Here is a 21,253-nt window from a genome sequence, read left to right as displayed (position 1 = left end):
GGTTCCCCATGCACCGGTCGTCATCGTCGTGAACATTTCCGACGATGTTCACATCTTGTTCCAGCCACTTGATTGTCGGGGCGCGTTAAACCAAGTAGATGGTCATGGCGCGACTCGCCAAATCGGCGTTCCCTAGCTTTATCCGTAAACCCATACGCAAGGTTTTTTGGTTAATCTGAAAACCGATATTGCGAATTCGGAATGTGACATGACAGATATTTCCAAAGGTGCCTTGTTTCCCGTCCTGCCGTTGCGCGACATCGTGGTGTTTCCGCACATGATCGTTCCCCTGTTTGTCGGGCGCGAGAAATCGGTGCGGGCGCTCGAAGATGTGATGAAGGACGACAAGCAGATTCTTCTCGTCACCCAGAAGGATGCGGGTGAGGACGATCCGGCGCCGGAGGACCTCTATACGGTCGGCACCGTGGGGACGATCCTGCAGCTCCTCAAGCTTCCCGATGGCACGGTCAAGGTGCTGGTCGAAGGCAGCGCGCGCGCCTCGGTCGTCGAGTTCACCGACAATGAGGATTTCTTCCAGGCGATCGCGGAAGTGAACGCCGACGCTCCGGAAGACGACAGCGAGACCGAGGCGCTGGGGCGCTCGGTCGTCACCCAGTTCGAACAGTACATCAAGCTGAACCGCAAGGTGCCGCCGGAGGTGCTCGTCTCGATCAACCAGATCGAGGAACCGAGCAAGCTGGCCGATACGATCGCGTCGCACCTGTCCCTCAAGATTCCGGAAAAGCAGGAACTGCTGGAAGCCGACACGATCCAGAAGCGGCTGGAGAAGATCTACAGCTTCATGGAAGGCGAGATCGGTGTCCTGCAGGTCGAGAAGCGCATTCGCAGCCGCGTCAAGCGCCAGATGGAGAAGACGCAGCGCGAGTATTATCTGAACGAGCAGCTCAAGGCGATCCAGAAGGAGCTTGGCGAGGCCGAAGACGGCCGCGACGAACTCCAGGAGCTTGAGGACAAGATCAAGAAAACCCGCCTGACCAAGGAAGCCGCAGAGAAGGTCGGTCAGGAGCTCAAGAAACTCCGCAACATGAGCCCGATGTCGGCCGAGGCGACCGTTGTGCGCAACTATCTCGATTGGATTCTGGCGATTCCGTGGAAGAAGCGTTCACGGGTGAAAAAGGACATCACGGCGGCTCATGCCGTCCTCGACCAGGACCATTACGGCCTCGACAAGGTCAAGGAGCGCATCCTCGAATATCTCGCCGTGCAGCAGCGCATGTCGAAGATCAAGGGGCCGATCCTGTGCCTGGTGGGGCCGCCGGGCGTGGGCAAGACCTCGCTGGGCAAATCGGTTGCGCGGGCGACCGGGCGCAAGTTCGTACGCATGTCACTGGGCGGCGTTCGCGACGAGGCGGAAGTCCGCGGCCACCGGCGCACCTATATCGGCTCGATGCCCGGCAAGGTCATCCAGGGCATGAAGAAGGCCGGGACCTCGAACCCGCTCTTCCTGCTCGATGAAATCGACAAGCTGGGTGCCGATTGGCGTGGCGACCCGTCTTCGGCGCTGCTCGAAGTGCTGGACCCGGAACAGAATCACACCTTCCAGGACCATTATCTGGAAGTGGATTACGACCTGTCGGATGTGATGTTCGTGTGCACGGCCAACACCATGCGCATGCCGGGCCCTCTGATGGACCGGATGGAAGTCATCCGGATCCCGGGTTACACCGAGGACGAGAAGGTCGAGATTGCCAAGCGCCATCTGATCGCCAAGCAGACATCCGAGAACGGCCTCAAGGACGAGGAATGGTCGATCACGGACAGCGGGTTGCGCGATCTCATCCGCTATTACACCCGGGAAGCCGGGGTGCGCAGCCTCGAGCGCGAGCTCGCCAATCTGGCGCGTAAGGCGGTCAAGGAAATCGCCGTCGAGAAAGATGTCGATGCCGTCAAGGTAACGGTGAAGAACCTCGACAAGTATGCCGGCGTCCGCAAGTTCCGCTTTGGCGAGACCGAGGCCGATGATCTGGTCGGCGTGGTCACGGGCCTGGCCTGGACCGAGGTCGGCGGCGAATTGCTGACGGTGGAAGCGCTTCTGGTGCCGGGCAAGGGCAAGATCACCATCACCGGTAAACTCGGTGATGTGATGCAGGAATCCGTTCAGGCGGCCAACGCCTATGTTCGGGCGCGCGCGGCTGAGTTCGGTATTGAACCGCCGCTGTTCGAACGCCGCGATATTCATATTCATGTGCCCGAAGGCGCGGTTCCCAAGGATGGTCCGTCCGCGGGCGTGGCGATGATCACGTCAATGGTCTCCGTGCTGACCCAGAACCCGATCCGCAAGGATGTCGCCATGACCGGCGAGATCACGCTGCGCGGCCGGGTGCTGCCGATCGGCGGTCTCAAGGAGAAGCTGCTCGCGGCGTTGCGCGGCGGTGTAAAGACCGTGATCATTCCGCAGGACAACGAAAAGGATCTTGCGGACATCCCGGACAACGTCAAGAAAGGGCTGGATATCTTCCCGGTTTCCACCGTCGACGAAGTCCTGGAACACGCGTTGAGCCAGCCCTTGGTGCCCATTGAGTGGGACGAATCGGCGCACGAGTCGGCCTCGGTTACGGGCAAAGATGACGATTCCAGCACCTCTGGTGTGGTGCGTCATTAGGGTTGACGTGGCTGTAACGCCGAGTCGCAACACGATAATCGTAAAAAACCCCGGAATTCCGGGCCGTTTCGATTGACGGCTCGGAATCCCGGCTCCTAGACTCCCCGGACTGATTGGATTGGGACTTCCCGATCCAGACATCGATCCACTGAACCAACCCATAAGGGGGTCAACTGTGAACAAGAACGATCTCGTCGCATCCGTTGCAGAATCATCAGGTCTTTCCAAGGCCGACGCCGGCAAGGCAGTCGACAGTGTGCTCGACAACATTACAAATGCCCTTCAGGGCGGAAATGAAATCCGCCTCGTGGGATTCGGTACTTTCTCCGTTGCCCAGCGCAAGGCCACGACCGGTCGCAATCCGCAGACCGGCGCATCCATTCAGATTCCGGCCTCGAAGCAGCCCAAGTTCAAGGCGGGCAAGGCTCTCAAGGACGCTGTGAACTAGACTGAAGAATTTTAGCGTTTTGCGCGGGCCGATCGTAGTTTCTGCGGTCGGCCCGATGCGTTTTTGACCGATTTTCCTGGCCGATCGAAAGCCGAGGCTGGCCCGCCGCACGGCATTTGGGATAGAACACCGACATCGGGCGGTTAGCTCAGCTGGCAGAGCATCTCGTTTACACCGAGAGGGTCGGCGGTTCGATCCCGTCACCGCCCACCACGTCCTTCCCCGACCGGAGAGTTTCGATGTCCAAGGCGGACAATATGCGGGCCATCTATCTGGATGGGCATGACGGCTTCACGTCGATTGTCGTCGGCGAGCGCCCAAGGCCGGTGCCCGGACCGGGAGAGGTGCTGGTTCGGATAGCGGCCGCGGCTATCAACCGTGTCGATCTCTACATGGCATTCGACGGCAGCGGGTTTCGCCACGAATTGCCGCTGATCATGGGTGTTGACGGCGCGGGTGTGATCGAGACGGTCGGGGACTATGTGACAGACCGTCGTCCCGGCGAACGGGTCGTGATTTACCCGGCTAAATTCGGCGATGATGAATTCAGCCGTCGCGGCGACCAGATGTTGTCGTATCAACGCGCTGTGCCGGGTGAGAATTTTGACGGAACATTCGCCGATTACATGGTTGTCCCGGCATCCTGTGCCTTTCCCATTTCCGATGATCTGAGCTTTCGCGACGCCGCGGTGTTGCCGACCGCCTATCTGACCGCGTGGCGCATGGTGACCACGGCCGGGCAGGTCACGCAGAAAGACACGGTATTGATCCACGGCGTGGGCGGCGGCGCGTCACTGGCGGCACTGCAGTTCTCCAAGATGCGCAACGCGCGGGTCATTGTCACGTCGTCCTCCGACGAGAAACTGGCCGTGGCGCGCGAGTATGGCGCCGACGTGATGGTCAACTACCGCGACCGTGATGTCCTCGACGCGGTAAGGGCGGCAACGGGCAAACGCGGCGTGGATGTGGTCATCGAGAATGTCGGCGCGGCAACCTGGGATACATCGATGCGCGCGGCAGTGGGCGGCGGCCGCATCGTTGTTTGCGGCGCCACGTCGGGTGCCAATCCCAAGGCCGATCTACAGCGCGTGTTCATTCGCCAATTGCAGATCATCGGCGTGACAATCGGCAACTTCGAGGAGTTCCGGACCTTGATTGACGCCGCGGAACGCAAGCTTTTCACCCCTCATTTCGACAGTGTCTATGCACTGGAGGACATCCCCGAGGCGTTGCACAAGCTTGATCGCGGCGAACAGGTCGGCAAGATCGGGATTACGGTCAACAAAGACCTCTGTGAATAGGGACTGAAGCATGGGACAACTCGACGGCAAGGTTGCGATCGTTACCGGCGGCGATCGGGGGCTGGGCCGGGCCTATTGCGAGGCGCTCGCCGCCGAGGGCGCGGTGGTGGTTGCGGCGGACATCCGAGAAACGGGTGACACGATAGCCTCGGTCGAAGCCGCCGGCGGCCGGATCGTTGGTGTGCCCCTCGATGTGGCCGACATGGACGCCTGCACGGCGATGGCGGACGCGGCGTTGGCCGAATTTGGCCGGATCGACGTGCTCGTCAACAACGCAGCGCTTTACGGCGACATTTCAGGCGGGCGGTTCGACAAGTTGCCGGAAGACCAGTGGGACCGGGTGATGTCCGTTAACGTCAAAGGAATCTGGCAGTGCTGCAAGGCCTGCGTGCCGGCGATGCGCGAAGCCGGTGGCGGCTCCATCGTCAACATCTCCTCACTCGCCGCAACCTACGGCATGCCCTACGCGGTGGATTACGCGACGTCCAAGGCCGCGGTCATCGGACTGACGCGTTCGCTCGCCCGTGAACTCGGCCGTGACTGGATACGGGTCAATGCCGTCGCCCCGAGCGCGGTACTCACGGAGGGCACCGACGAGTTCATGGGCGACAAGCGCGATGCCATGCTGGACGCCATTGCCCAGGGCCAGAGCCTGCATGGCAATCTCGAGCCCGGCGACATGACGGGGACGATTGTCTATCTCGCGTCGGATGCGAGCCGCTTCGTGACCGGACAGACGATCATGGTCGATGGCGGCACGGTGATGCTTTAACGCGTTGCGCGTTTTTTTTCGCAATCGCCCTCGATCTCGCCGAGATATGGAAAGTGCAGGCGGAAACGTTCCGGCCCGCGCCTGACTGGTTTCAGCCGGCGCATGCCGCGACTTGCATCCGTTTGCCGGAAGCCGCCATATTGACGCGCTAGGGATCAGGCGGGGCGCAGGTTGCGCCGGCTGCCGTTCGGCGCGAAAAAAAGAAAGAGGCACAACGATGACCATCACACCCCTCGAGGAAATGGGCGAACCCCTCTACTACATAGCCGGAAATGCAGCGGAAGCGGGGTTTCCCGCGCCGCCGAACCCCCATGGCCAATCGCTTCGCACATGGGTCCGTTCGCTGGGGGGCATGCAGAAAGAGGCGCTCGTCGTCAACGCCGCGACCGGCACGGCCTGGCGGTTCGCCTGTGACGAGGGTCTGCATCTGGGCGGCCACAACAAGGCACCGAATCCGCTGACCTATCTCAGCGCGGGGATGATTTCGTCCTATATGAACGAGATCCTGGCGCTGGCGGAACAACGCCAGATCGAGCTGCGCGAACTCGAACTCGTGCTCGAGAACAAGTACTACCGCGAAGGCGATTTCCGTAAGGGGACGATGAACAGTGGCGCCAAGCCCCCGGAACTGACGGTCAATTGCGAGGCCGATTGCGATGACGCGACCCTGCAGACTTTGCTTTACGAGGCCGTCGCCGCGGCGCCCCTGAACGGGCTGGCGCGGGGCGCGCATCCGAGCCTCTTTACCCTCGTGCACAATGGCGACGTTCTCACCCCCGCGGCCGTGACGCCGCTCGACATGGCGCCGTTCCCGAACCCGGGTGACAATTTCCCCGGTCTCGAGCGGCAGGCGGATACGCCGGCGGTGTCGGACCTGGTGCGGGTCATGGTCGAGGAAGGCCCGGCCTATGAGGCCTTCACCAAGACGCGGCCCGAAACGACGGCGACCAGCGGGGACGTGACGGATCTGCATATGCACTCAAGCTGCGTTATGCGGCCGGACGGGGTGAAGCTGATCTTCAAGGAACAGTATGGACCGGGGGCACCGAGCTGGGAGTTCCTGTCGTCGGAGGACGGCCGCGCGCCCGATGCGGCGTCGTTGATCTCTGCCGGAATCGGCCTGTGTTTCATGACCCAGATGGGGCGCTATGCACATATGGCGAAACTGCCGCTGACTGGTTACTCGATCATCCAGGACACCCATTTTTCTCTGGGTGGCGCATCGGGCGGCACAGGGCAGGCCGGTGTTGCCCAGCCGGTCGAGACCCATGTCTATCTGGAGACGGACGCGGACAACGAAACGGCCCAGAAGATTCTGGAGGTCGGCGAACGGACCTGCTTCCTGCACGCCTTCTGCCGCGACGATCTGAAGCCGAAGGTGCGCGCCAGCAAGACCTCACGCGCGGCGTAGGGGCGGCGCCCGCGCTTCGACGGGAGCCTTGTTCGGGCTGCCAGATCCTGCGCTTGTCGAAGGATGTGGTGCGGAACCTTTACTACTCTGCAGCGACGGCGAAGTCGGGTGTCTCGAGTTCCGGCACAACCTTCTCCATGAAGAGTTGCAACTCTTCGAGCACCTCGTCCTTGGGCTGCTGCGCCCAGTGCCAGATCAGCGTGATGTATTCGCACGGGACGCGCGAATAGATATCCTTCCAGTCGGCGATGGCGTCGTCGATGGTGCCGCCGAGGAAGAACTTGTGGTCCTTCATGGCGCGGAAGGCGGCCTCGGCATCGTTGTTGACCGGCTCCACATTGTGGTTGCCGAAGACCGAGTAGAAATTCTTGAAGATATCCAGATCATAGGCCCGCAGCTTGCGGTCGAAATCCTCCGCGGATTTGCCGATCCGGGTGTGACGCACGATGTTCTGCATCTGGCCGAACTGGACCTGGCGTCCATGTTTGGCGGCTTCCTCGACATACACGTTCGCGAGTTCGACCACACCGTCGGTCGGGTTGAAGTAACTCGGCCGGAAACCATGTTTGGCCGCGAACTCGATCGTCGCCCGCGAGCGGGCCACGGCGCAGAATACCGGGGGGTGGGGTTGTTGCAGCGGTTTCGGCACGACGGAGATACGGCGCAGCACGCCATCTTCGTCGATCTCACCTTCCGCACCGGCCTCACGCGCGATCTCGTAGCCCTCATAGTCTGCGATGCCCGTATCGTGGGGGTAGGGGGCCTGGTAGAATTTGCCATTCAGCTCGACCGAATCCTGGGTCCAGCAATCCAGCACCATCTGGACACGTTCCTCGAAGATTTCGCGATTCTTGGTGTCGTTTGAGCTGCCATCCGACACCGTGGCGACGGCGTCGTTGGCCTGGCCCAGGATGTTTGCCCAGCGCGACTGGTAGCCGCGGGCAAACCCGACGAAATATTTGCCGTTGGTCAGGTGATCGATGATCGCCGTTTCTTCGGCCACGCGGATCGGGTCGTGTGTGGCCATCACATAGCCGAATGCGCCGACATGGATATTCCTGGCGTGTGCCGCCCAATGGGCGTTCATCACGCCCGGGTTCGGGCCGACCTCATACCCTTCGGAATGGAGGTGATGTTCGATCGTGGACATGCCCCACACGCCCATCTCGTCGGCGGCCTTGAGGATGTCCGTCCATTCGTGGACGATCTTGTTGTAAAGCCCCGCGTCGCGACCGATGGGACGCTTGGCACGGCGGTCATGTTCGTCGTCGGCCGGGATTACCGGATAGAGCTGCACAATGACTTTCGGCGTTCCCATGACATGTCCCCCTCGGAAGTTTTGATCGTGTATCTACTCTGCCATTGACCCCGGCCGCTGGATAGTCAGCCGGCGTTGTCCCGGGCCATCACCCGCTTGCGATAGTCCCAGGTGCCGTCGATGAACAGATCGGAGGTCAGGAAGTCCCTGGCGTTGTCGATCTCGCCCTCGCGCATGGTCTGCACGGTCCCGGCCGCCATCGCCTTGAGCTGTACACCCATCGACCGTTCAAGCTCGATGGTCGAGATGACCGTGTCGCGTATCGACCGCCCCCCGATCAGAACCCCGTGATACTGCAGGATCAGGGCCCGTTTGCCGTCCAGTTTGGCGACAATGGCGTCACCCTGTTCGGCGATCTCGTGGGCGTTGTCGTAATCCTCGATGATGTCGATGTCGTTGTGGAAACGCGCAGCGTTCCTGTCGAATGTTTGCAGGTTCGCGCCGATCGCGCCCATGGCCACACAGTTGTCGCCATGGTGATGGGCGATGCACATGATGTCGGGCCGCGCGGCATAGACCATGCCGTGGATGCGCAGCGTCGGATTAACCACGCCGTCGGCGCTCTGGAGGTTCAGCTCGAAATCCACTTCGCGAAGATCGTCATAGGTAACCTCTTCGACGCTCTTGCCGAGCTGGTATGTCCAGAATGTGTCGCCGCCGGGCGCGCGTGCCGTCAGGTGCGCCAGGAGGCCCAGTCCCAGTCCGGCATGCCCGAGCATGTGATAGCCGTCCACGAGTTCGTGCTTGAGATCCTCGACGAATGGTTCGGCGGTATTCTCGGCAGTGCTGGACATGGTGTACCTCCGTGACCCGATCTGCCGTCGTCCCGATTGTTTGGCGACCGGTGTTTTCTGTATCATCCGCCCGGTTGCCCATCGGCGCAACCGTTCACCAGAGAGACAAGCATGGCACTCCATCCCCAAATTGTTGCGTTGATCGAACGCGCCGAAGCCGCGGGCGTCCGTCCGACCCATGAGCTCACGCCGGAAGAGGCGCGCGTCCAGATGGACGAGATGTCGCGTGAGCGGGACAAGGAGCGAACCAAGGTGCGCATGGTCGCCGACACCGTGATCAATGGGGCCGGAGGAGACGACATGACCATGCGGGTCTATTGGCCGGACGTCGTGCAGACCGAACTGGCGCCGGCGATCATGTTTTTCCATGGTGGCGGGCACGTGATCGGGAGCCTGAATTCTCACGATCAGGTGGCGCGCAACCTTTGTGCCGACACAGGCTATCTCGTCGTCTCCGTCGATTACCGCATGGGACCGGAGCATAAATTTCCCGCCGCGCCGGAGGATTGCTACGCCGCGACCAAATGGGTCGCGGAAAATACCCGTCAGCTCGGCGTGGATCCGGAGCGGATCGCCGTGGCCGGCGACAGCGCGGGCGCCAACCTCGCCGCGGTCGTGGCGATGATGGCGCGCGAGAAAGGCGGTCCCGACATCGCATACCAGCTGCTGGTTTACCCTGTTGCGGACTACGCGTTCGACACACCGTCCTACGAGACCTATGCCGAAGGGGCCGGGATACTGACGGCGGCCGGCATGCACTGGTTTCGCGACCATTATCTGAACGGGCCGGAAGATCATCTGGACTGGCGCGCCGCACCGTTGCGCGCCGAGGATTTCTCAGGCCTGCCGCCGGCGCTGGTCGTCACCGCGGAATGTGATGTGTTGCATGATGAAGGTGTCGCCTTCGCCGAGGCTCTTGCGGCCGCCGGCGTGGCGGTCGAGCATCGGGACTACCCCGGCATGATGCATGGTTTTTACTCGTTCGCGCCATTCGTTGATGACGGCCGCGCCGCGCAAATTCATGCGGCCGAGGCGGTGCGCAAGGTTCTTTCCGCCTGAAGGCACGGAATCGTGCCCCCTCCGCTTGACATCAGGGGGGTGCGGCAGTACATCCGCCCTCGGCTTGGGGGTGTAGCTCAGTTGGTTAGAGCGCCGGCCTGTCACGCCGGAGGCCGCGGGTTCGAGTCCCGTCACTCCCGCCACTAAGCCCCATGCCGATGATTTGCGCCGGGACCTGCGAGGGTCCCGTTTTGCATTCGAATCGGGTGCCAGCACACGCCCGGGCAAACAAGTGAAAAGACATGCGCCACAACGCCTCACGCGGGCGCCCGCAGTCTTGCACGGGCGTTCGCGCTGGTGTATGGCTGAACCCGCTTGATCCGGGGTTTTCGGACATGCGATCCGGGTCCGATCAGGATCGGGCAACGCGCTGTCACGAAGGCCAAAACCTAGGCGTTGTCGATGGAAGAACTCCTCCTCGAGTACCTGCCGATTTTGATCTTTCTCGGCTTGGCCGTCGGCCTGTCGGGTCTGATGGTGATGGCGTCCGTCATTGTCGGGGCCCGCAAGCCGGACCCGGAAAAAAACTCCGCCTACGAATGTGGCTTCGATGCCTTCGATGACGCGCGCATGAAATTCGATGTGCGTTTCTATCTGGTGGCGATCCTGTTCATCATTTTCGATCTTGAGGTCGCTTTTCTCTTCCCCTGGGCCATCACGCTCTCGGACATCGGTGAGTTCGGCTTCTGGTCGATGATCGTGTTCCTGGGAATCCTGACGGTCGGATTTGTTTACGAATGGCGCAAAGGAGCGCTCGAATGGGAATAACCGTTCGCGACCCCGCCGAGACCGTTTTCCAGCCAGGTCCCGATCAGGATGCGGCGATCCAGGCCGTTTCCGCGGAACTGGCCGACAAGGGCTTCGTGCTGGCCAATGCCGACAAGCTGGTGAACTGGGCCCGCACGGGCTCGCTCTGGCCGATGACCTTCGGGCTGGCCTGTTGTGCGGTCGAGATGATGCATACCGCCGCATCGCGCTACGACATGGACCGCTTTGGCTTCTTGTTTCGGCCGAGCCCCCGTCAGTCGGATGTGATGATCGTCGCGGGTACGCTGACCAACAAGATGGCCCCGGCCCTGCGCAAGGTTTACGACCAGATGCCCGAGCCACGCTGGGTGATCTCCATGGGCTCCTGCGCCAACGGCGGGGGCTATTACCACTATTCCTATTCGGTCGTGCGCGGATGCGACCGGATCGTTCCCGTCGATATCTACGTGCCCGGCTGTCCGCCCACGGCAGAAGCGCTGCTTTACGGCATCATGCAGTTGCAGCGGAAGATCCGACGCACCGGCACCATCGCGCGCTAGATCGGGCCCCGAGCAAGGCATTACGGACACCGGTATGGACGAAGCACTCATAGATCTCGGCGATTATATCGCCGCCGCGTTGCCGCAGGATGTGATCGGCACCGAGGTCGCCGTCGGCGAGCTTATGGTCACGGTCCGCCCGGCATCGATCACCCGGGTGCTGACCTTCCTGCGCGACGACAGCACCTGCCTGTTCAAGGTGCTGATCGATCTTTGCGGTGCCGACTATCCCGAGCGCGAGGCACGTTTCGACGTCGTCTATACTTTGTTGTCGATGAGCCAGAACCAGCGCGTGCGGGTGAAGCTGAGTGTTGGCGAGGACGAACCGGTCCCGACCGCGACGACGGTCTACAGCGCTGCCGGTTGGTGCGAGCGCGAGACCTGGGACATGTACGGCATCTATTTCGCCGATCATCCCGACCTGCGCCGGATCCTCACCGACTACGGTTTCGAAGGCCATCCGATGCGCAAGGACTTCCCGCTGACCGGGCGGGTCGAGGTGCGGTACGACGAAACGCAGAAGCGTGTTGTCTACGACCCGGTCAAGCTGACCCAGGATTTCCGCAGTTTCGATTTCCTCAGCCCCTGGGAGGGCATGAACGAGATTCTCCCCGGCGACGAGAAGGCAAGCGAAGACGAGGAAGAGGGGGCCGAGAGCACCTAATGTCCGAAGTCGCGATCAAGAATATGACCCTCAATTTCGGGCCGCAGCATCCCGCGGCCCATGGTGTGCTGCGGCTTGTCCTCGAAATGGACGGCGAGGTCGTCGAGCGCGCCGACCCGCATATCGGCCTGCTCCACCGGGGCACCGAGAAGCTGATCGAGTACAAGACCTACCTGCAGGCCGTCCCGTATTTCGATCGTCTCGATTACGTGTCGCCGATGTGTCAGGAACATACCTACGCGCTGGCGGTCGAGAAGTTGCTTGGCATCGACGTGCCCGCGCGCGGCCAGTATATCCGGGTGCTGTTTTCCGAGATCACCCGCATCCTCAACCACATCATGAACCTGACGACCTACGCGCTCGATGTCGGGGCTATGACGCCGCTTCTGTGGGGTTTCGAGGAACGCGAGCGGATGATGGAATTCTACGAACGGGTGTCGGGTGCGCGTCTGCATGCGGCGTATTTCCGCCCGGGCGGGGTGCATCAGGACCTGCCGGCGGGGCTCGTCGAGGATATCTATGCGTTTTGCGAGAGCTATCCGAAGTTCATTGACGACATGGAAAGCCTGCTCACCGAGAACCGCATCTTCAAGCAGCGCACCGTCGACATCGGCGTGTTCTCACCCGAAGAAGCGATGGACTGGGGCATGACCGGCCCGACCCTGCGCGCCAGCGGCGTGGCCTGGGATCTGCGCAAGTCCCAGCCCTATGACGTGTATGACCGGATGGAATTCGACGTGCCCGTCGGCAAGACCGGCGACTGTTACGCGCGTTATCTCGTGCGCGTCGAGGAAATGCGCCAGAGCCTGCGGATCATCAAGCAGTGTCTCGACGAGATGCCCGATGGCCCGGTGATGACCCAGAACCACAAGCTCACCCCGCCGCGGCGCGGCGAGATGAAGCATTCGATGGAAGCGCTGATCCATCACTTCAAGCTCTACACCGAGGGCTACCACGTGCCGGCCGGCGAGACCTACACGGCCGTCGAGGCACCCAAGGGCGAGTTCGGCGTCTATCTCGTGGCCGACGGCAGCAACAAGCCCTACCGCTGCAAAATTCGCGCGCCGGGATTTGCCTTCATGCAGGCCGTCGAGGCCCTGACCAAGGGGCATATGCTGGCCGATGTGCCGGCGGTGATCGGCAGCCTCGATATCGTGTTCGGAGAGGTCGACCGATGAGCGACGCTTTTACTTTCGACGAGACCTATCGTGCCCGTGCGGAGACGATCGTCGCGCGCTATCCCGATGGCCGCCAGCAAAGCGCGGTGATTCCGTTGCTTGATCTTGCCCAGCGGCAGGCCGGCGGGTGGCTTCCGACCGAGGCGCTCGAATATGTCGCGTCCTATCTCGATATGCCGAAAATCCGCGTGCTCGAGGTCGCGAGCTTCTACTCGATGTTCAACCTTGAGCCGGTCGGCAGGAATTTTGTCCAGCTGTGCCGCACGACACCGTGCTGGTTGCGCGGCTCCGACGACCTGCGCGCGGTGGCCAAGGATGTCACGGGATGTGGCCTCGGCGAGACCAGCGACGACGGCGCGTTCACCGTGGTCGAGGTCGAGTGCCTCGGCGCGTGTTGCAACGCCCCCATGGTCCAGATCAACGACGAATATTACGAAGACCTGACCGCCGAGAGCTTCAAGGCGGTTCTCGAGGCGCTGAAACGCGGCGAAACGCCGGAAGCCGGGTCTCAGTCCGGCCGTGCCGGTTCGGAACCGACGGGTGGCCTGACGTCTCTCGTGGCGCCCTCTGCCGTGGAGGGTGCGTGATGCTGCAGGACAAGGATCGTATCTTCCAGAACCTGTATGGCCAGGATGACTGGCGCCTCGAGGGCGCGAAGCGCCGGGGCATCTGGGACAACACCAAGGCGCTGATCGAGCGCGGCCGGGAGACCCTGGTCAACGAAATGAAGGAATCCGGCCTGCGCGGTCGCGGCGGCGCCGGCTTCCCGACGGGCGTGAAATGGTCGTTCATGCCGCCCGAAGAGCGCCGCGACGGACGCCCGCATTATCTGGTGGTCAACGCCGACGAATCCGAGCCCGGTACCTGCAAGGACCGTGAGATCCTGCGTTACGATCCGCACACGCTGGTCGAGGGTTGCCTGGTCGCCGGCTTCGCGATGGGGGCGAACGCGGCCTACATCTATGTGCGCGGCGAGTTCTATTCCGAAGCCTCCCATCTGCAGCAGGCCATCGACGAGGCCTATGATGCCGGTTTGATCGGTCCCAACGCGTGCGGCTCGGGCTGGGACTTCGATGTCTATCTGCACCGGGGTGCAGGTGCGTATATCTGCGGCGAAGAGACCGCGCTGCTCGAAAGCCTCGAAGGCAAGAAGGGGCAGCCGCGGCTCAAGCCGCCATTCCCCGCCGCCTGTGGCCTGTATGGTTGCCCGACCACGGTCAACAATGTCGAGACCATCGCGGTGGCGCCGACCATTCTGCGCCGCGGGCCGTCCTGGTTCGCCGGCTTCGGTCGCGAGAACAACACCGGCACCAAGATCTTCTCGATCTCGGGCCATGTGAACAATCCGTGCAATGTCGAAGAAGAGATGAGCATTCCCCTGAAGGAGCTCATCGAGAAGCATGCCGGCGGCGTGCGCGGCGGCTGGGACAATCTGCAGGCCGTGATCCCGGGCGGATCGTCGACGCCGTGTCTGTCGAAGAACATCTGCGACAACGTGCTGATGGATTTCGATTCCCTGCGCGAGCACAGCACCGGGCTGGGGACCGCCGCGGTGATTGTCATCGACAAATCAGCCGACATGGTCGAGGCCATCGCGCGACTGAGCCATTTCTACCGCCACGAAAGCTGTGGCCAGTGTACGCCGTGCCGCGAGGGCATGGGCTGGGTGTATCGGGTCATGCAACGGCTGGTGACCGGCGACGCCGAGATCGAGGAAATCGACATGCTCTGGGAAGTCACCAAGCAGATCGAAGGGCACACGATTTGTGCGCTCGCCGACGGCGGCGTGTGGCCCGTCCAGGGCTTGATCCGGCACTTCCGACCGGAGCTGGAGCGCCGAATTCTCGAACGCAAGACGGGCAGCGCGCCCGCTCAGGCCGCGGAATAGGGAGCGGATAGATGCCCAAAGTCACCGTCGACGGCGTCGAAATCGAAGTTCCCGCGGGTGTTACCGCGCTGCAGGCCTGCGAGATGGCCGGCAAGGAGATCCCGCGTTTCTGTTACCACGAGCGCCTCTCTGTCGCCGGTAACTGCCGGATGTGCCTGGTCGAGGTCACGCCCGGACCGCCCAAGCCGGCCGCCTCCTGTGCGCTGCCTGTCGCGGACGGCATGGAGATCAAGACCGACAGCGAGATGGTCAAGAAAGCCCGCAACGGGGTGATGGAGTTCCTGCTCATCAACCATCCGCTGGATTGCCCGATCTGCGATCAGGGCGGCGAATGCGATCTGCAGGATCAGGCCATGGCCTATGGCCGTGATGGCTCGCGCTTCGAGGAGCACAAGCGCGCGGTCAAGGACAAGCATATGGGGCCGCTGGTCAAGACGATCATGACCCGCTGCATCCACTGTACCCGCTGCGTGCGGTTCGCGACCGAGATCGCGGGCGTGCCGGAGCTCGGCCTGCTGGGCCGCGGCGAGCATGCAGAGATCACGACATATCTCGAGAAGTCTCTCGATTCCGAATTGAGCGCGAACGTCATCGACCTGTGCCCGGTCGGCGCGCTGACATCCAAGCCATATGCGTTTGTCTCGCGGCCGTGGGAATTGTCGAAGACCGAATCCATCGACGTGCTCGACGCGGTCGGTGCGGCGATCCGCGTGGACGCGCGCCAGACCGAAGTGCTGCGCGTCCTGCCGCGGCTCAACGAGGACGTGAACGAGGAATGGCTCGGCGACAAGTCGCGCTACGCCTGTGACGCGCTGGCGCGTCAGCGCCTCGACCGGCCCTATGTGCGACGAAACGGAAAGCTCACCGAGGCGAGCTGGGACGAAGCGTTTGAGGCTATCGCCGGGAAGATAAAGGGCCTCGACGGCTCCCGCATCGCGGCCATCGCCGGCGACCTGTGTGATGCCGAATCCATGTTTTCTCTCAAGGGGTTAATGGATTCGCTCGGATCGCCGAACATGGATTGCCGTCAGGATGGGGCGAAGCTCCCGACGGACGTGCGCGCGGGCTATCTGATGAATTCGACCATCGCCGGGCTCGAGACGGCGGACGCTGTGCTCCTGATCGGGGCCAACCCGCGTTGGGAAGCGCCGCTGGTCAACACGCGCCTGCGCAAGGCCTGGCTCCAGGGCGCTGCCGCCATCGCGGCGGTCGGCCCGCAGATCGACCTTACCTATCCGTGCGAGAACCTCGGTGCCGGTCCGGAAACGCTGAAAGCCATCGCAGACGGGTCCCATCCGTTTGCCGAGACCCTCAAAAGCGCCGAACGTCCGGTTGTGATCGTCGGCATGGGCGCGCTGGCGCGTGACGACGGCGATGCGGTCCTGGCGAGTGCGCGCGCACTCGCGGAGGCCTGCAATATCGTTCGTGACGACTGGAACGGCTTCAACGTGCTGCACACGGCAGCCGCGCGCGTCGGCGGTCTCGATCTCGGCTTCGTGCCCGGCGAGGGCGGCCGCGACGTGGCGGGTATCTTGGCCGGAGCCGCGGCCGGCGACATCGAACTGGTCTACCTGCTGGGCGCCGACGAAATCGATACGTCCGGCCTGGGTGACGCGTTCGTGGTCTATCAGGGACATCACGGCGATGCCGGTGCGCACCGCGCCGACGTGATCCTGCCGGGTGTGGCCTATACCGAGAAGAACGGCACCTACGTGAATACAGAAGGCCGGGTCCAGCTGGGCCGTCAGGCGGTCCAGCCGCCGGGTGATGCCCGCGAGGACTGGAGCATTATTCGTGCGCTGTCCGGCGTGATCGGCGCCAATCTGGATTATGTGACGCTCGGTGATGTCCGCGCCGCACTTTCGGCGGCCAACCCGATCTTCGATCAGGTCGATCAGATCGCGGCGGCACCCTGGGATGCCTTCGGCGTTGCCGGTGAGATGGATGCGGCGCCGTTCGAGAGCCCGGTCTCCAATTACTACATGACCGACCCGATCAGCCGGGCGTCGGAGACGATGGCCGAATGCACGCGTGAATTTGTCGCCGGTGACGGCGAGAGGACCGGCACGGATGGTTGAGTTCTGGTGGTCATACGCCTGGCCGACGCTCTGGATCGTCATCCAGATCCTGTTCATCGTCGTGCCGCTGCTCATCGTGGTCGCCTATCTGACCTATGCCGAGCGCAAGGTGATCGGACTTATGCAATTGCGCATGGGACCGAATGTGGTGGGGCCGTTCGGTCTGCTGCAGCCCTTTGCCGACGCGCTCAAGCTGATGACCAAGGAATTGATCATCCCGACGGGTGCAAACCGGGTGGTTTTCCTGCTCGCGCCGATGCTGACCTTCATCCTGGCGATGGTCGGCTGGGCCGTCATTCCGGTCGCCGACGGCTGGGTCCTGTCCGACATCAATGTCGGCATCCTGTATCTGTTCGCGATCAGCTCGCTGGGGGTCTACGGCATCATCATGGCCGGCTGGGCGTCGAACTCGAAATACCCGTTCCTGGGGGCGCTCCGGTCCGCCGCGCAGATGGTGTCCTATGAAGTCTCGATCGGCTTCGTGATCATCACCGTGCTGCTGGCTGTCGGTTCGCTGAACCTGAGCGACATCGTTCTTGCTCAGCAGGATGTCTGGTTCTTCATTCCGCTGTTTCCGATGTTCATCGTCTTCGTCGTCTCGGCGCTGGCAGAGACCAACCGCGCGCCGTTCGATCTGCCGGAAGCGGAAGCCGAACTCGTGACCGGCTACAACGTCGAATATTCGGCGATGGCGTTCGCGCTGTTCTTCCTCGGCGAATACGCGAACATGGTGATGATGAGCGGGATGACCGTCATCCTGTTCCTCGGGGGCTGGCTGCCGCCGCTCGACATCGCGATTCTGAACTGGATACCCGGCATCGTCTGGTTCGCGCTCAAGGTCTCGGCCATGCTGTTCGTGTTCCTGTGGGTGCGCGCGACCTTGCCGCGCTATCGATATGACCAACTCATGCGTCTGGGCTGGAAAGTTTTCCTGCCGGCCTCGCTGCTCTGGGTTGTGGTGACCGCGGGCGCGATCGTCGTGTTCGACTGGTATCCCGGCGTCGTGAGTTAGGAGGAGGAACGATATGGCAATGCTCGACCGTACCGCCCGTTCGCTGCTCCTGTTGGAGATCGTCTCCGGCATGTGGCTGACCCTGAAGTATTTCTTCAAACCCAAGGTCACCATCAACTATCCCTACGAGAAGGGGCCGATCAGCCCGCGTTTCCGTGGTGAACACGCGCTGCGCCGCTACCCGAACGGCGAGGAACGATGCATCGCGTGCAAACTGTGCGAGGCGATCTGTCCGGCCCAGGCGATCACGATCGAAGCGGAGCCGCGGACCGATGGGTCGCGGCGTACCACCCGCTACGACATCGACATGACGAAATGCATCTATTGCGGCTTCTGTCAGGAAGCCTGCCCGGTGGATGCCATCGTCGAAGGCCCGAACTTCGAGTTCGCTACCGAGACCCGCGAGGAGCTGATGTACGACAAGGAAAAGCTCCTGGTGAACGGTGACCGGTGGGAATCCGAACTCGCGACGGCGCTTGCCGCCGACGCGCCGTACCGGTAGGCGGGGGTCGAAACTTTGGTCATTCAGGCACTCGCATTTTATCTCTTCGCCGCGCTCGCCGTGGCATCCGGCGTGATGGTCATATCCGCGCGCAACCCCGTGCATTCGGTTCTGTTCCTGATCCTCGCCTTCTTCAACTCGGCGGGGCTGTTCGTCCTGATCGGGGCCGAGTTCCTGGCGATGATCCTGGTCGTTGTCTATGTCGGCGCGGTCGCCGTGCTCTTCCTGTTTGTCGTCATGATGCTCGACATCAACTTCGCGGAGTTGCGCGAAGGGTTTCTGCAGTATTTGCCGATCGGCGCGCTGATCGGGTTGATCCTCGCCGCCGAATTGATCCTGATCTTCGGGACCTGGATCGTCGCGCCCGATGCCGGGCAGACCCTGACGGTGCCGATCATGCCGCCGGACCAGGTGACCAACACCCACGCGCTCGGTCAGATCATCTATACGGACTATATCTACCTGTTCCAGGCGTCGGGCCTGATTCTGCTGATCGCGATGATCGGCGCGATCGTCCTGACACTTCGCCACCGCCCCGGTGTGCGGCGACAGAAGATCGCCGATCAGGTCTCGCGCCGGCGCGAGGACGTGGTCGAGGTGCGAGACATCACCACGGGGAGTGGCGCCTGATGCTCGAAATCGGACTTTCCCACTATCTGACGGTCGGAGCGATCCTGTTTACCCTGGGGATTTTCGGCATCTTCCTGAACCGGAAGAACGTGATCATCATCATGATGTCGATCGAGCTGATGCTGCTCGCGGTCAACATCAACTTCGTCGCCTTTTCCGCCCATCTCGGAGACCTGGTGGGCCAGGTGTTCGCGATGTTCATTCTCACGGTCGCCGCGGCGGAAGCCGCGATCGGGCTGGCCATTCTTGTCGTCTATTTCCGCAACCGCGGATCGATTGCGGTCGAAGACATCAACATGATGAAGGGTTGATCGGGAGATGATCGAACTCGCCGTCTTCTTGCCGCTCGCGGGCGGACTTATCGCCGGTATTTTCGGTGTCCGCATGGGCGACCGTGCCGCACAGCTCGTCACCGTCATTCCGATGCTGATTGCGGCCGTCCTGTCGAGCTACCTGCTCTGGTATGTCGGCATTCAGGGCAACGAACGCACCGTAGAGTTGTTCACCTGGATCGATTCCGGGACGCTCGAAGTCAGCTGGGCCCTGCGGGTCGACACGCTGACGGCGGTGATGATGTTCGTGGTCAATGTCGTGTCGTCGATGGTGCATGTCTATTCCGTCGGCTACATGGCCCACGACCCGCACAAGCCACGGTTCATGGCCTATCTGAGCCTGTTCACCTTCTTCATGCTGGCGCTGGTGACGGCGGATAATTTCGTCCAGATGTTCTTCGGCTGGGAGGGTGTCGGACTGATGTCCTATCTGCTGATCGGCTTCTGGTTCGGGCGGCCGTCGGCGAATGCGGCGGCGATCAAGGCCTTCGTGGTCAACCGGGTCGGTGATTTCGGCTTCATGCTCGGCATCTTCGGCGTGTTCTTCGTATTCGGTACCCTCGATTTCGACACGGTGTTTGCCGCCGTTCCGGATGTCGCGGGCCGAACCTTCAACTTCCTGTCGATGGAAGTGGATATTGTCACGACGCTTTGCCTCCTGCTGTTCATCGGCGCGATGGGCAAGTCCGCGCAGATCGGCCTGCACACCTGGCTGCCCGACGCGATGGAAGGCCCGACGCCGGTGTCGGCCCTGATCCATGCCGCGACGATGGTGACGGCAGGTGTCTTCATGGTCGCGCGCCTGTCGCCGATGTTCGAATTTGCGCCGATCGCGCTGACCTTCGTCGCCTTCATCGGCGGCACGACGGCCTTCTTCGCCGCGACCATTGGCCTGACCCAGTGGGACATCAAGCGGGTCATCGCCTATTCGACCTGTTCCCAGCTGGGTTACATGTTCTTCGCCATCGGGGTGGGCGCCTATCCGGCCGCGATCTTCCATCTGATGACCCACGCCTTCTTCAAGGCGCTGCTCTTCCTGGGCGCCGGCAGCGTGATCCATGGCATGGATGACGAACAGGACATGCGCAAGATGGGCGGGCTATACCCGAAGATGCGAAAGACCGCGGTCCTGATGTGGATCGGCAGCCTGGCGCTGGCCGGGGTGGGGATTCCATTGCTCGGCATCGGCTTTGCCGGCTTCTACTCGAAGGACATCATCCTCGAATCCGCCTTCGCGGCGCACACCGGGATGGGGCTTTATGCGTTCTGGGCGGGCATCGCGGCGGCCCTGATGACCGCGTTTTATTCTTGGCGCCTGTTGTTTCTGACCTTCCATGGCCGGACGCGCGCGGACGATCACACCTTTGATCATGCGCATGAATCTCCGCTCGTGATGATTGCGCCGCTGTTTGTGCTTGCGGCCGGCGCGTTGTTCTCCGGCGCTCTCGCCGTCGAATATTTCGTCGGCCACGGGATGGATGATTTCTGGCGGTCTTCGATCCTGATGACCCACAACATCATCGAGGAAGCCCACCATGTTCCCAAATGGGTGAAGATCCTGCCGATCGCCGTCGGTGTCGTGGGTATCTTCGGGGCCTGGGTCATGTACATGGCCAAGCCGGGCTGGCCGGCGCGCGTCGCCGGGGCGATGGGGCCGGTTTACCGCTTCGTGTTCAACAAGTGGTATTTCGATGAGCTCTATGATCGCGTGTTTGTCCGTCCGTCCTTCGTGCTGGGACGCGGTCTGTGGAAGTCAGGCGACGGTTCCGTGATCGATGGTGTTGGCCCCGATGGCATCGCCGCGGCGGCACGCGATATTGCCGGACGTGCCAGTCGGATGCAGTCAGGCTTCGTGTATCACTACGCGTTCGCGATGTTGATTGGCCTGGTGCTTCTCGCCACCTGGTTCCTCTTCGGGTTCTTCGGGTAGGAGGGC

General features: G+C 62.1%; 20 protein-coding genes and 2 tRNA genes. 20 read left to right on the top strand and 2 right to left on the bottom strand.

The annotated features are described in order from the left end of the window. The first annotated feature begins 208 nt into the window (after positions 1–208). The 6 genes from lon to ABJ363_17360 all read left to right on the top strand — a co-directional run bounded on the left by lon (position 209) and on the right by ABJ363_17360 (position 6,555). On the top strand, positions 209–2,623 hold the full coding sequence (gene lon, locus ABJ363_17385) for an endopeptidase La (GenBank protein ID MEP4380762.1): 2,415 nt from the start codon (positions 209–211) through the stop codon (positions 2,621–2,623). Between the two features lie 160 nt (positions 2,624–2,783). Then, positions 2,784–3,071: an HU family DNA-binding protein gene (locus ABJ363_17380; GenBank protein MEP4380761.1), complete on the top strand. Its 288-nt coding sequence runs from the start codon at positions 2,784–2,786 to the stop codon at positions 3,069–3,071. Between the two features lie 137 nt (positions 3,072–3,208). Then, positions 3,209–3,284, top strand: a tRNA-Val gene (locus ABJ363_17375). A gap of 26 nt (positions 3,285–3,310) precedes the next feature. Continuing rightward, a complete protein-coding gene (locus ABJ363_17370; GenBank protein MEP4380760.1) occupies positions 3,311–4,372 on the top strand; it encodes a zinc-binding dehydrogenase in 1,062 nt (353 codons plus the stop codon). 10 nt (positions 4,373–4,382) lie between these two features. Then, complete coding sequence (locus ABJ363_17365) at positions 4,383–5,144, top strand: glucose 1-dehydrogenase (protein ID MEP4380759.1); 762 nt, start codon at positions 4,383–4,385, stop codon at positions 5,142–5,144. A gap of 217 nt (positions 5,145–5,361) precedes the next feature. Continuing rightward, the gene (locus ABJ363_17360) at positions 5,362–6,555 is read left to right on the top strand and encodes an OsmC family protein (protein MEP4380758.1); all 1,194 of its coding nucleotides are present in this window, start codon (positions 5,362–5,364) and stop codon (positions 6,553–6,555) included. A gap of 82 nt (positions 6,556–6,637) precedes the next feature. Here ABJ363_17360 and ABJ363_17355 read toward each other — a convergent pair whose 3' ends face one another. Together ABJ363_17355 and ABJ363_17350 are read right to left on the bottom strand one after the other, a co-directional pair. After that, a complete protein-coding gene (locus ABJ363_17355; GenBank protein MEP4380757.1) occupies positions 6,638–7,873 on the bottom strand; it encodes an LLM class flavin-dependent oxidoreductase in 1,236 nt (411 codons plus the stop codon). A gap of 65 nt (positions 7,874–7,938) precedes the next feature. Then, on the bottom strand, positions 7,939–8,667 hold the full coding sequence (locus tag ABJ363_17350; GenBank protein MEP4380756.1) for a class II aldolase/adducin family protein: 729 nt from the start codon (positions 8,665–8,667) through the stop codon (positions 7,939–7,941). A 111-nt stretch (positions 8,668–8,778) separates the two neighbouring features. On the opposite strand from ABJ363_17350, the gene ABJ363_17345 reads away from it, so the two are divergent. The 14 genes from ABJ363_17345 to nuoL all read left to right on the top strand — a co-directional run bounded on the left by ABJ363_17345 (position 8,779) and on the right by nuoL (position 21,247). Continuing rightward, positions 8,779–9,726, top strand: a complete 948-nt coding sequence (locus tag ABJ363_17345; protein ID MEP4380755.1) for an alpha/beta hydrolase — start codon at positions 8,779–8,781, stop codon at positions 9,724–9,726. Between the two features lie 66 nt (positions 9,727–9,792). Continuing rightward, positions 9,793–9,869: transfer RNA gene (locus tag ABJ363_17340), tRNA-Asp, on the top strand. A 259-nt stretch (positions 9,870–10,128) separates the two neighbouring features. Beyond that, positions 10,129–10,494, top strand: a complete 366-nt coding sequence (locus ABJ363_17335) for an NADH-quinone oxidoreductase subunit A (protein ID MEP4380754.1) — start codon at positions 10,129–10,131, stop codon at positions 10,492–10,494. Continuing rightward, a complete protein-coding gene (locus ABJ363_17330) occupies positions 10,485–11,033 on the top strand; it encodes an NADH-quinone oxidoreductase subunit B family protein (GenBank protein MEP4380753.1) in 549 nt (182 codons plus the stop codon). The genes ABJ363_17335 and ABJ363_17330 overlap by 10 nt, the downstream gene beginning before the upstream one ends. Before the next feature lie 34 nt (positions 11,034–11,067). After that, positions 11,068–11,697 (top strand): NADH-quinone oxidoreductase subunit C, encoded by a 630-nt coding sequence (locus ABJ363_17325; GenBank protein MEP4380752.1) that lies wholly within the window; start codon positions 11,068–11,070, stop codon positions 11,695–11,697. Next, positions 11,697–12,875, top strand: coding sequence for an NADH-quinone oxidoreductase subunit D (locus tag ABJ363_17320; protein MEP4380751.1), 1,179 nt, complete (start codon positions 11,697–11,699; stop codon positions 12,873–12,875). Before ABJ363_17325 ends, ABJ363_17320 begins: the two co-directional genes overlap by 1 nt. Beyond that, positions 12,872–13,462 (top strand): NADH-quinone oxidoreductase subunit NuoE, encoded by a 591-nt coding sequence (gene nuoE / locus ABJ363_17315; GenBank protein MEP4380750.1) that lies wholly within the window; start codon positions 12,872–12,874, stop codon positions 13,460–13,462. Before ABJ363_17320 ends, nuoE begins: the two co-directional genes overlap by 4 nt. Continuing rightward, the gene (gene nuoF, locus ABJ363_17310) at positions 13,462–14,763 is read left to right on the top strand and encodes an NADH-quinone oxidoreductase subunit NuoF (protein ID MEP4380749.1); all 1,302 of its coding nucleotides are present in this window, start codon (positions 13,462–13,464) and stop codon (positions 14,761–14,763) included. Before nuoE ends, nuoF begins: the two co-directional genes overlap by 1 nt. A gap of 11 nt (positions 14,764–14,774) precedes the next feature. Continuing rightward, positions 14,775–16,841, top strand: a complete 2,067-nt coding sequence (nuoG, locus tag ABJ363_17305; GenBank protein MEP4380748.1) for an NADH-quinone oxidoreductase subunit NuoG — start codon at positions 14,775–14,777, stop codon at positions 16,839–16,841. Next, positions 16,834–17,853: an NADH-quinone oxidoreductase subunit NuoH gene (nuoH, locus tag ABJ363_17300; protein MEP4380747.1), complete on the top strand. Its 1,020-nt coding sequence runs from the start codon at positions 16,834–16,836 to the stop codon at positions 17,851–17,853. The genes nuoG and nuoH overlap by 8 nt, the downstream gene beginning before the upstream one ends. 13 nt (positions 17,854–17,866) lie before the next feature. Beyond that, complete coding sequence (gene nuoI / locus ABJ363_17295) at positions 17,867–18,355, top strand: NADH-quinone oxidoreductase subunit NuoI (protein MEP4380746.1); 489 nt, start codon at positions 17,867–17,869, stop codon at positions 18,353–18,355. A 15-nt stretch (positions 18,356–18,370) separates the two neighbouring features. After that, entirely contained in the window at positions 18,371–18,985 is a 615-nt protein-coding gene (locus tag ABJ363_17290) for an NADH-quinone oxidoreductase subunit J (GenBank protein MEP4380745.1), read from the top strand. Continuing rightward, a complete protein-coding gene (gene nuoK, locus ABJ363_17285; GenBank protein MEP4380744.1) occupies positions 18,985–19,296 on the top strand; it encodes an NADH-quinone oxidoreductase subunit NuoK in 312 nt (103 codons plus the stop codon). Before ABJ363_17290 ends, nuoK begins: the two co-directional genes overlap by 1 nt. A gap of 7 nt (positions 19,297–19,303) precedes the next feature. Then, on the top strand, positions 19,304–21,247 hold the full coding sequence (nuoL, locus tag ABJ363_17280) for an NADH-quinone oxidoreductase subunit L (GenBank protein MEP4380743.1): 1,944 nt from the start codon (positions 19,304–19,306) through the stop codon (positions 21,245–21,247). Positions 21,248–21,253: the final 6 nt, after the last annotated feature.

The organism is Alphaproteobacteria bacterium (genome assembly GCA_039980135.1).
Taxonomy (GTDB): Bacteria; Pseudomonadota; Alphaproteobacteria; order UBA6615; family UBA6615; genus UBA8079.
The sequence above is the reverse complement of the archived record's forward strand: the minus strand, read 5'-3'. Positions and strand labels throughout refer to the sequence as shown.